The sequence below is a fragment of the Nonomuraea cypriaca genome, from assembly GCF_015645445.1.
In the GTDB taxonomy this organism is placed as follows: domain Bacteria; phylum Actinomycetota; class Actinomycetes; order Streptosporangiales; family Streptosporangiaceae; genus Nonomuraea; species Nonomuraea cypriaca.
This window is the reverse complement of record NZ_JADOGI010000275.1, coordinates 1-12,918: the sequence shown is the minus strand read 5'-3', so window position 1 is coordinate 12,918 and position 12,918 is coordinate 1. Positions and strand designations below refer to the sequence as shown.

Sequence of the window (12,918 nt, the reverse complement as noted above, 5' to 3'; positions counted from 1 at the left end):
CGCCCACACCAGCCGCCCCGGCACAACCGACCAGCCCATGGATCCGCCCGAAACCACCGTGGTCCCAGCCGATGCTGCCCGGCATGCCCACCCGACCGCCACGTCCCCGGCAACTCCAGCTCCACCTTGATCCGCCGCCCCGCCCGCGCCGGAGGGACGGCCAGTGAACGAGCCCGAACCGTTGATCATGAACATCCCCGCCGACATCGCCCAGCCCGACAAGATCGCCTATGGGCTGAACCTCCGCCAGATCCTGATCATCACCCTGACCGGCGGCATCGCCGCCGCCATCTACTACCTGTTCCACCATCTCCTGCCCGTCGTCATCCTGGCCGCCATCGTCCTTCCGCTGCTGGCTCTCGGCCTGACCATCGCGCTCGGCCGCCGCGACGGGCTCACCCTGGACCGCTTCGTCCTGGCCGCCCTACTCCACACCCGCGCCCGCAAACGACTGGTGGCCGCGCCCGAGGGTGTCATCGAACCGCCCCGGTGGTGCCGGTTGCGCGGGAAGCTGCCCACCCCGCTGCGCCTGCCCGTCCGGGCGATCCGTACGGACGGCGCGCTTGAGCTCGCCGACGGCGGCGTGGCCGTCCTGATCGAGTCGAGCACCCTGTCCTTCCATCTGCGTACCGCCAGCGAGCAGGCGGCTCTGGTCGGGGCGTTCGGCCGGTGGCTGAACTCGCTGGAGGCGCCCGTGCAGATCCTTGCCCGCGCTCGCCCTGCTGACCTGTCCGACCTGGTTAAGACCGTCGAGCAGCAGGCGCAAATGCTGCCGCACCCCGCGCTGGCCGACGCCGCCCGCGAGCACGCCGACTATCTGGCCGAGCTGAACAGCTCGCGCGAGCTGCTGACCCGGCAGGTACTCGTCGTGCTGCGCGATCACCCAGCCAGCAGCAAGGGACGCCGCTCGGTACGCCGGAACGCCTGCGCAGCCGTTGTCCTGCGGCGCGCCGCCGAAGCCGAGCGCAGTCTGGCCGCGCTCGGTGTCGCCACCCAGGCGCTCGACGCCTATCAAGCCAGCCAGGCGCTGGCCGAATGTCTGGACCCTGGCGGCCAGCACCCGCTCGATCAAGCCCTCCCCGACGAACTGATCACCTCGACCATCAGGAGCACGTCGTGAAGCTACGCCGCACCCACCGCCACCAGCCCAGCGCCCTCGCCCATCCAGGGTCGGCGCACGTCGGCATCCGAACCCTGACCCTGCCCAACGCCGTCTGCACGTCGTTCACCATCACCGGCTACCCGCGCGAGGTCGGCGCGGGCTGGCTCGAACCCTTGCTCACCTACCCCGGCCACCTCGACGTGTCCCTGCACATCGAGCCGATCCCGCAGCAGGTCGCCGCGATGCGGCTGCGCCGCCAGCTCGCCCGCCTGGAATCGGCCAGCCGCTCCGACGCCGCCCACGGCCGCCTGACCGATTTCGCCGCCGAAGCCGCCGCCGACGACGCCACCACCCTGGCCGACAGCCTCGCCCGAGGCCACGGCCGGCTGTTCAAGGTCGGCCTCTACCTCACCGTCCACGCTTCTACCGAGCCGGAACTGGCCGCCGAGGTGGAGCGAGTCCGGGCGCTGGCCTCGTCGCTGCTGCTGGATGCGCAACCGGCGACGTTTCGCGCTCTACAGGGCTGGACGACCAGCCTCCCTTTCGGCGTTGACTCACTGAAGGCGACGCGAACGTTCGACACCACCGCGCTGGCCGCGGCCTTCCCCTTCACTTCGCCCGACATTACCGCACCAGTCGGCGAGACCGGAGTGCTGTACGGGCTGAGTGCCACCAGCACCGGCGTCGTCGTCTGGGACCGCTTCGCCCAGGACAACCACAACTCCGTCGTCCTGGCCAGGAGCGGCGCGGGCAAAAGCTTCTTCACCAAACTCGAAGCCCTGCGCCTGCTCTATCAAGGGGTCGAGGTCGCCGTGGTCGACCCCGAAGACGAGTACGCTCGCCTGGCCCACACGGTCGGCGGCACCCACTTGCGGCTCGGCGCCGCCGGAGTGCGGTGGAACCCCTTCGACCTGCCCGCCAGCCACGGCCCCCGCGACGACGTACTGTCCCGGCGGGCGATGTTCCTGCAGACCCTCATCGCCACCATGCTCGGCGGCACCCAGCTCACCGCGCAGATGCGGGCAACGCTCGACTCCACGATCATCGCCACCTACCAGGCCGCCGGGATCACCCGCGATCCCGCCACCTGGACGCGGCCCGCGCCACTCCTCGCCGATCTGGTCACCACGCTTACCGGAAAGACGACCGGCGAGACGGCGACGGAGCTGGCCGCGCAGCTCGCCCCGTACGTCACCGGCTCCTACCGCGAGCTGTTCGACGGCCCCACCACCACCCACCCGGCCGGGCACCTGACCGTCTTCTCCCTGCGGGACCTGCCCGAAGAGATGAAAGCCGTCGGCACCCTGCTCGCGCTCGATGCCATCTGGCGGCGGGTGGCCAACCCCCGCGACCGTAGGAAGCGCCTTGTGGTGGTGGACGAGGCCTGGCTGCTGATGAAGGAACCCGAGGGCGCCCGCTTCCTGTTCCGGATGGCCAAGGCCGCCAGGAAGCACTGGGCCGGGCTTGCCATCGTCACCCAGGACGCCGCCGACCTGCTCGGCTCCGAGCTCGGGCAGGCGATCGTGGCCAACGCCGCCAGCCAGATCCTGTTCCGCCAAGCTCCGCAAGCCATCGGCGCGGTCGGCGACGCCTTTGATCTGACCGACGGCGAACGCCAGTTCCTGCTCACCGCCGAACGAGGCGAAGCCCTCCTGGTGGCCGGTCCCGCGAGCCGAGCGGCCCTGGCCATTGTCGCTTCACCTGCTGAGGCGGCGATGGCCACGACCGACCCGAAGATCCTCGCCGAACTCGACCCGCATGGTCAGCACGAGGAACCCGGCGCGCACCAGGCGTACGACGCGCAGCCATCCGGCCCGCCCGATGGCGACGAAAGCGCCTCTCCCAGCCAGGAGGACAACGAGGAGAGCGACCCGCTATGACCAGCAACCCGACGCCGAGCCCGAGCGGGCCGTGCCTGTTGTGCGGCATTGACGACCACGACGTGCAGACGGCCCTCGACTTTCTGACCGAGCTGCCCGCCCGCCTGCCCGAACTCGCCCTCGCCTACGGCCCGCGCCTCGCCCTGGCCGTCACCGCCGTCTGGGCGGTGACGGCCGCCGTGCGCTACCTGCTCGGCTGGCTACAGCACGCCAACCTGGCCCCCGAGTCCCGGCTGATCGAGATCTCCAGCCCACCCCGCAGTGACCCGGAGGGCGCGCTCGTGTTGTGGCGTCAGCTCGTCGGCCTGCTCCGGCCCGCGTGGAAACGCGCCTTCGTCGGCCAGCCACACCTGGTCTGGGAGTACTGCGGCAGCGAGGCGGGCGTCCGGATCCGCCTCTGGGTACCCGGCATCATCCCACCAGGCATCGTGGAGAAGGCCATTCAGGCCGCGTGGGCGGGCGCGACCACCACCACTGGTCCCGCCACCTCGCCTCTACCGGTGGAGGCGGAGGTCGCGGGCGGGCGGCTGGTGCTGGCCGCGCCCGAGCATCTTCCGCTCAAGACCGACCACGAGCACGACCCCATCCGATCGCTGCTGGAGGCCATGGGCGGACTGCGCGAGGGCGAGCACGCCGTGGTGCAGGTGCTGGCCCGCCCGACGACCGGCAGGCGGCTGCGGCACGCCTACCAGGCAGCCGCTCAGCTGCGCGGCGGAGGACACCGCCACCTCATTGGCCACGTCTTCGACGAGCTCCTCCCCCTGCCCGATGCCCGCGATCACCACCGGCCCAGTGACCTGGCCCGTGACTTCCCCGAACGCGCCGAACAAGTCCGCGCCATCTTGGCCAAGGCGAGCCAGCCGCGCTACACCGTGACCGTCCGCTACGCCGTCGCCACCAGCCGCGAACCCCAGTCCCCCGCACCAGTCCGCCACGAACCTGCTGGCGTGGCGCGTGGCTGGCTGCGCGGCCATGCGCACGCCTTGGCCGGCGTCTTCGCCTTGTACACCGGAAGCCACCAGTACCTGCGCCGAGCCCGCCTTTGGCGCGCCCGCCGCGTGGTCAGCTCGCGCCGTCTGGACTCCGGCTACCTGCTGTCGGTGGCCGAGCTGGCCGCGCTCGCCCATCTGCCCTGGGACATCGACGCCCCCGGCATCACCCGCGCCGGAGCCCGCCCGGTAGCGCCGTCCCCGGCCGTACCCCGCACCACGCAGGGCGGAACCGCCCGCATCCTCGGGGACGCCGACAGCGGCCCACCCCGGCCCGTCGCGCTACCCGTGGCCGATGGACGCCATCACACCCACGTCCTGGGCGGCACCGGCGTCGGCAAATCCACCCTGCTCGCCAACATGGTCCTGGCCGATGCGGCGGCAGGGCGAGGCGTCCTGGTCATCGACCCGAAGGGCGACCTGGTCACCGACATCCTCAACCGGCTCCCCGAGCGCGCCGTCGGCAAGACGGTCGTCTTCGACCCGCAAGACTCAGCTCCGCCACCCTCGATCAACATCCTCGCCGGGCACGATCCTGCCTTCGCCGTCGATTCCGTCGTCACCATCTTTCACCGCTGCTTCTCCTCCGCCTGGGGGCCGCGGGTGGACGACCTGCTGCGCTCCACCTGCCTGACCTTGACCAGCGTCCTGGGCCGTAAGGCGACCCTGGCCGACGTACCTCGGCTGCTCACCGACGCGGCCTTCCGTACCCGGACCACGGCCGAGCTGCGCGATGAGCTGCTGGCCGGGTTCTGGGACTCCTACGAAGCCCTCACCCCCGCCGGACAGGCCACCGTCATCGGCCCGGTGATGAACAAACTTCGCGCCGTCCTGCTCCGCCCGTTCGTCCGCCAGGCACTGGCCAGCCCGGACACCACCGTACCCATCGGCCGTCTCCTCGACCGAGGCGGGCTGGTCCTGGCCCGGCTCCCGAAGGGCATCTTGGGGGATGATGCCGCCCGGTTGTTCGGCTCCATCCTGCTCGCCCACACCTGGCAGGCCGCCACCCGCCGCTCCGCTCTGGCCGAGTCGGATAGGCCGGATGCCTCGCTCGTGATCGATGAGTGCCACAACTTCCTGCACTTGCCCGGCCACATCAACGACGTGCTCGCCGAGGCACGCGGCTACCGCCTCTCTCTGGTGCTGGCCCACCAGCACCTCGACCAGCTTCCCGCCGACCTGCGCGAAGCTCTCTCAGCGGATGCCCGCAACAAGATTTACTTCAACGCCTCCCCTAAGGACGCGAACGACCTCAAGCACCACACCGCGCCGTTGATCAGCCCGCATGACCTCACTCATCTCGGCGCCTTCCAGGCCGCTGCCCGCCTGGTCATCGACGGCCAGCAAACCTCCGCCTTCACCCTGCGCACCCGCCCTCTGCCCGCCCTGGTCGAGGGCCGCGCGGAGGACATCCGGCTGGCATCTCGTCAGCGGTTCACAAGACCGGCGGTTGCCCGGCGAGCAAGCCAGCCATCCGGCGCTGCCTCTCGCGACGGTGCCCCCGGCGCGCCTTCAACCTCCAATAACTCCTGACCCGATCCCAAGCCCGAGCCCGACCACGTCACGGAGGTTCACCATGTCCGACAAGCCCTGCGGCTGCTCCCACACTTGCCAGCCGGCCGAGCAGCCCGCCACCCGCCGAGCGGCAGCACGCAAGCTACCCCGATTCACCATCCAGCCCATCCCAGCAGCCCAGCCCCGACTCGATCACACCGCGTTGATGCTGCTCTCCGCCAGGTTGACCGAACGCGACTACGAAGTTCTCGATCACCTGCACCGCCACCGCGTCCTGACCACCCACCAGCTGCAGCGCATGTTCTTCACCATCGCCCAAGCCACCCGCGCCCGCATGACCATCCTGTTCCAACTCAACGCCGTCACCCGCTTCCGCCCCTGGGCCGGATACGGCGCAGGCTCGGCCCCCATCCACTGGGCCCTCGGCAAAGCCGGAGCCGCCGCCCTGGCAGCCCGCCACGGCATCACCGTCAAGGAACTCGGCTACAACCCCGACATCCCCGTCGCCGTCTCCTCACGGCTCAATCACCAGGTCGGCGTCAACGACTTCTTCTCCCACCTGCACAGCCATGCCCGCCACACCCCGCGCGCCGCTTTGAGGGCCTGGTTGTCAGAACGAGAGTGCGCCACGCAATGGAGCGACCTGGCCCGCCCGGACGCCTACGGCTGCTGGTCGGAGAACGGCCACCAGATCGACTTCTTCCTCGAACACGACACCGGCACCGAAACCCTCAAACGCGTCGCCGACAAACTGCACGACTACCGCGCTCTCACCGACGCCACCCGCATCACGACCCCGGTCCTGTTCTGGCTGCCCAACCCCACCCGCGAAGCCAACCTGCGCAAGCTCCTCACCGACCATGACCTTCCGATCGCCACCGCCGTCCACACCACCCACGACGGCGGCGCCGCCGGGCCCGTCTGGCTACCCGTCCCCGCCGAGATGGGACAGGCACGTATGCGGCTGGTCGACCTTGACAACGGCTGGCCTCATCTCGCCCTCGGCCGGAACCCCGAACAGGACACCACCGCCGACGACAACGATGACGAGTTCCTCGACAGCATCTTCCAGGAAGGCAGCCAGAGCAGGTGAAGGCCGCCGTGGCCGGCGCCGCCCTCCTGCTGCTCATCATCTGCGTGTTCATCGCAGCCGCCACCAGCATCCTCACCAGCTCCGGCACACCCGGCGGGCTGGCCTGCGCGATCACGCCTGCGACGACGAGCAGCACAGCGGGCGGGCCGGTTGCGGCCGGTGCATCGGCCGGCGTGGCTCCTACGCTTACTCTGGACGGCGAGCAGCAGAATCACGCCGCCCTCATCGTCCAGGTCGCCATGGAGCGCGGCCTGCCCGCGCGGGCAGCCGTCATCGCGGTCGCCACCACCCTGCAAGAGTCCCAGCTGCGTAACCTGCGCTACGGCCACCTCGATTCGCTGGGCCTGTTCCAGCAACGTCCTTCACAAGGCTGGGGGACACCTGAGCAGATCCTCGATCCCCGCTACGCCACCAGCACGTTCTACGATCGCCTCGTCAAGGTGGCCCGTTGGGAGCAGCTCCCGCTTACCCGAGCCGCCCAAGCGGTCCAACGCTCCGGCCGCCCCGACGCCTACGCCCAGTGGGAGCCCTTCGCCCAACGCGCCGTCGATGCCCTCACCGGCACCTGCGTCCCAATCATCCCCGGCGAGCAGGTCGCCGCCGTACTCGCCTACGCCAGCGCCCAACTGGGCAAACCGTACCTGTGGGGCGCCGAGGGACCGGCCGCCTTCGACTGCTCCGGGCTGACCATGCGCGCCTACCAAGCCGCAGGCATTGCCATCCCCCGCGTCGCCGCCGACCAATGGCGCCGCAGCCCGTCCATCCCAGCCGGGCAAGAGCAACCAGGCGACCTCGTCTTCTTTCGCATGGAGGCAGTCGGCCCCGGACATGTCGGCCTCGTCATCGGCGGCGGCCAGATGATCCACGCCCCCAACCGACGCACCGTCGTCCAAATAAGCCCGTACCAACGTGAAGATCTGATCGGCTTCGCCCGCCCCCGGCTGGCCGCTGGCCTCTAGTCGAACCGGATCCTCTTGCGGGTGCGCTGCCCGGAGGCGACCTGCCGGTCGGTGCTCGCCTCCAACCGGTCCAGTGCCGCCATGCGCCGATCACGGTCGCTGGCCAGCCGGTCGCCAGCGGACGCCTTGCGATCCTCAGAGCTGTCCTGCCGGTCCTCGCTAGCTTGATCCTGCTCCCGCTCCAGATCGCGCTCGACATCCAAGCGGTCGTCACGCATGCCCAGCAGCAGTTTCCGTAGCTCGGCTCTGTCCTGACGGTCTTCGGCCCGCTCAGCCGCCGCCAGCTTGCGCTCACTGGCCAGCAGCCTCAACTCGTGACCGACCTCGTCGCCACGATCGGCCAGGCGGCTCTGCCACTCGCCGGCTGCTCGGTCCCGCTGCTCGGCTGCCCGGTCACGCAGCTCCGCCGCCCACAACAGGTCATGCGCGCGCCGATCGTCCTCGTTTCGGGCATTCCGCCTGCGATCAACGTTGCGCCCACGTTCGTCACCAGCCTCATCCCGTTCCGCAGCCGCGCTATCCCGCACCCGTCCGGCCTCATCGCGGCCTGATGCCACACGATCCCGTTCCCGAGCGTGCCGGTCACGGCGCTGCGCAGCACGATCACGCCACCCCGCATCCGCCGGTCGCTCCTCCTCACCCTTACTCATGAGTCTCCACCACCCGACAGTGACGGTCTCGAAGTTCCCTCCATGGTCCAACGACGACGGCCTCCACGCCACCGGCACAGGCGCGTCATCCGATCAAGCGCCCGCCCGAGCCCACTTTTCAACATGCGTACGCCATGACAGCTAACCAGGAGGTGAGCTGCACGTTTGTCTACACAAATCTGCAGTCACGAACAGCTACATGGCCGATACTGTCCGGGAAGGGATGCAGAGATTGTGCTGGTGAAGGAGACATCTGGTGTGTGCGATGCGCTTCGCCCCGTCCCAGCTCGTCGTCAGCCTCTCCTACGACCTCAACAACCCGATCAAGATTCGAGCCAAGCACAAGGTCGCCGGCATGCTGCTGCTCGACCGTGACCATGCCAACCGCCTCGATCGAGGCTGGAACGTCCCCGGCGCCTACATTCTGCTTGACCGCCCCGACGCGCAGGGACGGTGGGGAGCCTACGTCGGCAAGGCCACCAACCCCGGTCTGCGCCACCGTGTGCTGAAGCAGCTCAAGGATCGCGATCACTGGTACCGGGCGCTGCTCATCCGCTACGAATCCAACGAGGATGAGACGCTCAACAGCAGCGAGGCCGGGTGGCTGGAAGGACGGCTTCACGACCACCTCGCTCAGGCCGGGCAGGTCGACCTGCACAATCGCAACCGCCCTCAAGATCCCACCCTGTCCGACGACGACGAGACCAGCCTCATCGACTACCTGCTACCTATCGAGTCCGTGCTCCGGCTCATTGGCCACACCCTCTATCCCCGCCCGGCCAACGCCCCCGACGGCGGGGGGCCTCTTGTCAAGGTGATCAAGCCCGAGTCGGTACCGGAGAACCCCACTGCGTATGTCAGCGCGCTCGACTTCGGGCCAACCCCCTACGTCCTCCAGAACCCAACGTTCGAAGCCGTGATGGAGAAGATCGCGCTGATCAAAGCAAGAGGGCATCTTCGGGTCGCGGAAAGGGACTCTGACAGACTGATGTGATCCAGTGGTGCAGCGGGTATGCCCCGTCCAGCACACCAACCTTGTGCTGGACGGGGCATGCCTCCTACGCCACCGGATCAGGCGCTAGCGGATGTATCCCTGCCCCTTCTCCCCGCCATGCATCCGGCAGGCCAGCTCCTCTTCCGCAGTGAGCGCCACCGCTAGCAGCTCTTGAACGCCTGTGGTCACGGCCTTGTAGAGGCGGTGCCAGCCGTCGATGATCAGCATGCCGCCGTTCGGGACCTGGGCCACAATCAGCGGCTCGGACAGATCCACCTGGGCCGCATGCGCGGTGTCGATGGAGATCAATCGAAGCATGGCTCCCCATTCCCTCGGCTGGATCCGACCTTCTGGCATCCGGCCCCGGGTGATCTTCTTGGCGGCGGTGATGTTCCATCGCCACGCCATCATCTGGAAGAACTCCACGCCCGACCCGTCCAGCTCGCTCGGTTTGTGGCTGCTCGCCGTCGAGGTCTCCGGGATGGCGGGAGAGGGTTCGCCGGTGGGGGTTCGGTAGGTCATGCCGTGGCCTCCTGCCCGGGCGAGGCAGTCGGAGACTGCTCCGCCGGGCAGGCCGGCCCGAGTGTCTCGGCTTGGGCGAGGAAGATACGGGCGGCGCCTTGCCGGATGAGAGCGAGGCTGTGGTCGAGGTGGACCAGAGCGAGCTCCAGCTCGTTGTCCTGCCCGCGTGTTCCGATGGCCTGGCGGGGGTCTGGTGGGGTGGGGTCGTCGAGGTAGGGGGTGATCCAGGAGACGAACCTGGCGACGGACTGGGCCGGGCGGGACTCTCCGCCGTCGGTGCGCTCGATATGCCGGGTCACCAGCCGCCACCAGGTACTAAGGGTCTGCGCGCGCAGGGTGCCGTAGATCTGCTCGGCGCTCAACCGCTCGCCTCGGCCAAGACACCGGACGATGTCGTCGAGGTGCTGCTGACAGTTGTGGTGAACCTGCTCGGTGATCGCGTGCAGTGAGGCCGGGACTCCTTCGGGGGGTGCGCCGGTGACGGCATGCCGCTGAGGGTCGGTCATGACAGGGTGTCCTTCCTCTGGAGGGTGTCGCCAGCGCCGGGATGCGCTGGCACGGTCGGCTGGCCTGTCATGGCCTTACCGCCAGTCGTTGCAGGCAGGTCCGTGGTGACCGGTGCAGCCGTGGGCGGGGTGGCTGCCTGATTGATGAGGTGCTGGGTGAGGAGGTGGCCGCTGTCGGTGAGGAAGTCGCGAGCGGCAATACGGGCGGCGTGGGCGAGGGCGTGATCGAACAGCGTGCCCGGCCGGGCGGCTGGAGGCTCGCCGGTGAGGTAGTGGCGGGCCCAGGAGCGCACCCGCCGCATCGCGTGATCGCAGGTCAGCCTCTTGCCGGTGATCTCCTCGTCCACCAGGTCCCACCAGGTGCGTGCTGCCTGGGCGTGGGCGGCGGCGAACGACTGCTCACCGGTGAGCCGCTGCCCGTTCTGCAAGGTGAAGATCGCGCGTGCTGCCGACGTGTAGAAGGTGTGGCGGACTGCGGTGATCTTCTCGGCGGTCAGCTGCTCGCACGAGAGCCGCGCCGTCTCATCTGGGGATGTGGCGCTGTCCCAAGCGGGAGGGGTGCTGCGCGGTTCCCCAGGCGGAGGGCCGGGCGGGTAGCGGTGGTTCATCGGGCGTTGTCCTTTCATCGGGTGACAGGGACCGGTGAGGGGCGAGGGCCGTGAGGTGGCCGTACGGCTGACGGCCGGGGCATCACGCGACCCGAGCAGGGCGCGGGCGGTGAGGCGGACCATGAGCGGCCAGGGCGCGGCCGGTGGGACGCACCCCCGTACACGGCGTCACGGGCGAGGTTCCGTGGGCGGGGCCTGCTCGGTCGTGGTGGTCGGCCGGATGGTGTCGGCCGGGCGGGTGTCGTAATCGGCGGGGAAGGCCAGTGCCTCGGCGAGTTTCTCGGTCGCGTCAAGGAAGGCGCGTGCGCCGCCTCGGCGGGATTCGGCCATGGCCAGGGCGAACAGGCCGCCGTTGTGCACCGGACGGGCGTTGATCAGCAGATCCTGCGCGCGTTGCCGCACGGCCAGCAGCGCGATCGCGCCGTCGATCGGCTCTTCGCGGCCGTGAGTGAGGTCGGTGACCTGCTGCCACCAGGTCAGCCGCTGGTAGGCGTAGGCGATCCGGCCGAGGTCCCTGTCGTACAACGTGCCCTCGTCATCGAGGGAGGCGATGCGGTTGAGGGCCTCGCCGAGTTCCCGGCGGGCAGCGGTGGCGTAATGGAGGGCCAGGTCTTCGAGTCGTCCCATGATGATCTCCTTCGGAGTAGCGGTGGATGACGTACGCGGGGCCGGTATCGGCCGGGTAGAGGGCCTGGGCGGCGCTCGGCCCCGCCGCTCGGGCAATCCCGGGGCACCGGAGCGAGCGGCCGGTGTGGCCGACCGGGGATTGGCCTGTGTGGGTCCGGTACGGCCCCACGCGGGGGCGGTACCGGACGCCGGGGCTGTAATGGCCGTTGGTTAGGCGGTGGCTAGCAACCGGAACGCGCGGGCCTTGAGCTTGGCGTTGTCGTGGTCGTCCAGCAGGGCCCGCTCCGCCCGGACGGTGGCCACGTCGCGGCTGCCGAACACCGGGCTCTTGTGGTCCAGCCGCTCGGTCACCGCGTTGTACGCCGCCCACCGCGTGTTACGGATCGGCTCCTGAGTCGGGGCCTGCGCGAACAGGTACTCCAGCTCCCGCATGGTCAGATCGTGATTACGCTTGGCCAGCTCTTTCGCGTCGGCCGGGAGGGGGTGCAGCCGGTTGGCGAACTGCCGGAACTCCTTGACCTCCATCGGCACCGCGAGGAGCTTCTCGGCCTCGGCGGCGAACGCCTCGCCGTGCTTCCAGGTGAGTTTCAGCGCCTCGCGCGCCTCAGCGATGCGCCCGGCCACGTTGCCGGTATGCCGGACGGTGAACTTCGAGGCATGGTTAGCGAGCGCGGCGCGTTCGGTGTTCGCGCAGACGACCCGGACCGGGGTGGCCACGGTGACGAACGACCCCCACCCGTCATGCCGGGAGAACGCCGCCAGGTACAGGTCGAGCTGGTCGAACCCGCCGACCATGAGCGGCTCGGGCAGGCGCATGGTGACGAACACCCGGCGTCCGCCGTTGAGTGAGCCGCCGGTGTCGAAGATCGCTCCTGACTCGTCCACGAGGGTCTGCAGAAATCCGGTGACGTCCTCGTTTTGCAGGACCTGGTAGTCCCGGCCGACACGGCCGAGCCGTTCGGGCTGTCCGGTGACGGGGTTGGTGCGCACCACGAGGAAGTCCTCGTCCGTGACGACCGGCAGGCCGGTGACGGGGTCGGTGACCTGACCGACCGGCACCTTTCGCACGTTCCACCCGGCGAGCTGGGCGTTGGACAGCAGGTCCTCGGCGGTCATCGGGCCGGGCGCGGTGTAGCCGAGCCCGTGCCAGCCCGGCTTCCCGGCGGCGGCGAACCCGGCCGAACCGTTGGCGAAGACCTCGATTTCGTGAGCCATGACAGGCCCCTTTCTGATGATGGTGCTGACGTGCGGGCATGCGAAACAGACGCGATGACCGATTGGTGTTGTGGGGTCCGCCTCCGGCTGTGCGGGCCGTGGGCCGGTGCTTAGGGCCGGTGTTGCCGCCTGAGCGGCAGGCCGGGGCCGCCGGTGGTGCCGTGTACGGCGGCGGGTCGGGGTGCGTGCGGGGTGCGGCCACGGGCGGGTCGGTGGAGGGGTCCCGCCCGGCTACCGGTCCGGCGGGCGGGCCGGACA

The 12,918-nt window shown here is 69.6% G+C and carries 13 protein-coding genes; 7 read left to right on the top strand and 6 right to left on the bottom strand.

Annotated elements, in window-relative coordinates; genetic code table 11:
• Positions 1-163: 163 nt before the first annotated feature.
• The 5 genes from ITP53_RS48300 to ITP53_RS58640 are packed head-to-tail and all read left to right on the top strand — an operon-like array spanning position 164 to position 7,538.
• Positions 164-1,120: a PrgI family protein gene (locus tag ITP53_RS48300; RefSeq protein WP_195902217.1), complete on the top strand. Its 957-nt coding sequence runs from the start codon at positions 164-166 to the stop codon at positions 1,118-1,120.
• Positions 1,117-2,982: a VirB4 family type IV secretion system protein gene (locus ITP53_RS48295; RefSeq protein ID WP_328818205.1), complete on the top strand. Its 1,866-nt coding sequence runs from the start codon at positions 1,117-1,119 to the stop codon at positions 2,980-2,982. Before ITP53_RS48300 ends, ITP53_RS48295 begins: the two co-directional genes overlap by 4 nt.
• Positions 2,979-5,504, top strand: a complete 2,526-nt coding sequence (locus tag ITP53_RS48290) for a type IV secretion system DNA-binding domain-containing protein (RefSeq protein WP_195902215.1) — start codon at positions 2,979-2,981, stop codon at positions 5,502-5,504. The genes ITP53_RS48295 and ITP53_RS48290 overlap by 4 nt, the downstream gene beginning before the upstream one ends.
• Positions 5,505-5,547: 43 nt before the next feature.
• On the top strand, positions 5,548-6,579 hold the full coding sequence (locus ITP53_RS48285; RefSeq protein WP_195902214.1) for a replication-relaxation family protein: 1,032 nt from the start codon (positions 5,548-5,550) through the stop codon (positions 6,577-6,579).
• Complete coding sequence (locus tag ITP53_RS58640; protein ID WP_195902213.1) at positions 6,576-7,538, top strand: C40 family peptidase; 963 nt, start codon at positions 6,576-6,578, stop codon at positions 7,536-7,538. The genes ITP53_RS48285 and ITP53_RS58640 overlap by 4 nt, the downstream gene beginning before the upstream one ends.
• Here ITP53_RS58640 and ITP53_RS48275 read toward each other — a convergent pair.
• Entirely contained in the window at positions 7,535-7,849 is a 315-nt protein-coding gene (locus ITP53_RS48275; RefSeq protein WP_195902212.1) for a hypothetical protein, read from the bottom strand. The two genes, ITP53_RS58640 and ITP53_RS48275, sit on opposite strands and share 4 nt — an antisense overlap.
• Before the next feature lie 3 nt (positions 7,850-7,852).
• On the opposite strand from ITP53_RS48275, the gene ITP53_RS48270 reads away from it, so the two are divergent.
• Both ITP53_RS48270 and ITP53_RS48265 read left to right on the top strand, forming a co-directional pair.
• A complete protein-coding gene (locus tag ITP53_RS48270) occupies positions 7,853-8,089 on the top strand; it encodes a hypothetical protein (protein WP_195902211.1) in 237 nt (78 codons plus the stop codon).
• Positions 8,090-8,453: 364 nt separating this feature from the next.
• Positions 8,454-9,182: a GIY-YIG nuclease family protein gene (locus ITP53_RS48265; protein WP_195902210.1), complete on the top strand. Its 729-nt coding sequence runs from the start codon at positions 8,454-8,456 to the stop codon at positions 9,180-9,182.
• Between the two features lie 84 nt (positions 9,183-9,266).
• On the opposite strand, the gene ITP53_RS48260 is transcribed toward ITP53_RS48265, so the two are convergent.
• The 5 genes from ITP53_RS48260 to ITP53_RS48240 all read right to left on the bottom strand — a co-directional run bounded on the left by ITP53_RS48260 (position 9,267) and on the right by ITP53_RS48240 (position 12,660).
• Complete coding sequence (locus ITP53_RS48260) at positions 9,267-9,704, bottom strand: hypothetical protein (protein ID WP_195902209.1); 438 nt, start codon at positions 9,702-9,704, stop codon at positions 9,267-9,269.
• On the bottom strand, positions 9,701-10,210 hold the full coding sequence (locus ITP53_RS48255; protein WP_195902208.1) for a hypothetical protein: 510 nt from the start codon (positions 10,208-10,210) through the stop codon (positions 9,701-9,703). The genes ITP53_RS48260 and ITP53_RS48255 overlap by 4 nt, the downstream gene beginning before the upstream one ends.
• On the bottom strand, positions 10,207-10,818 hold the full coding sequence (locus ITP53_RS48250; protein WP_195902207.1) for a hypothetical protein: 612 nt from the start codon (positions 10,816-10,818) through the stop codon (positions 10,207-10,209). Before ITP53_RS48250 ends, ITP53_RS48255 begins: the two co-directional genes overlap by 4 nt.
• A 168-nt stretch (positions 10,819-10,986) precedes the next feature.
• The gene (locus ITP53_RS48245) at positions 10,987-11,445 is read right to left on the bottom strand and encodes a hypothetical protein (RefSeq protein WP_195902206.1); all 459 of its coding nucleotides are present in this window, start codon (positions 11,443-11,445) and stop codon (positions 10,987-10,989) included.
• 210 nt (positions 11,446-11,655) lie between these two features.
• The gene (locus tag ITP53_RS48240) at positions 11,656-12,660 is read right to left on the bottom strand and encodes a DUF932 domain-containing protein (RefSeq protein WP_195902205.1); all 1,005 of its coding nucleotides are present in this window, start codon (positions 12,658-12,660) and stop codon (positions 11,656-11,658) included.
• Positions 12,661-12,918 lie beyond the last annotated feature (258 nt).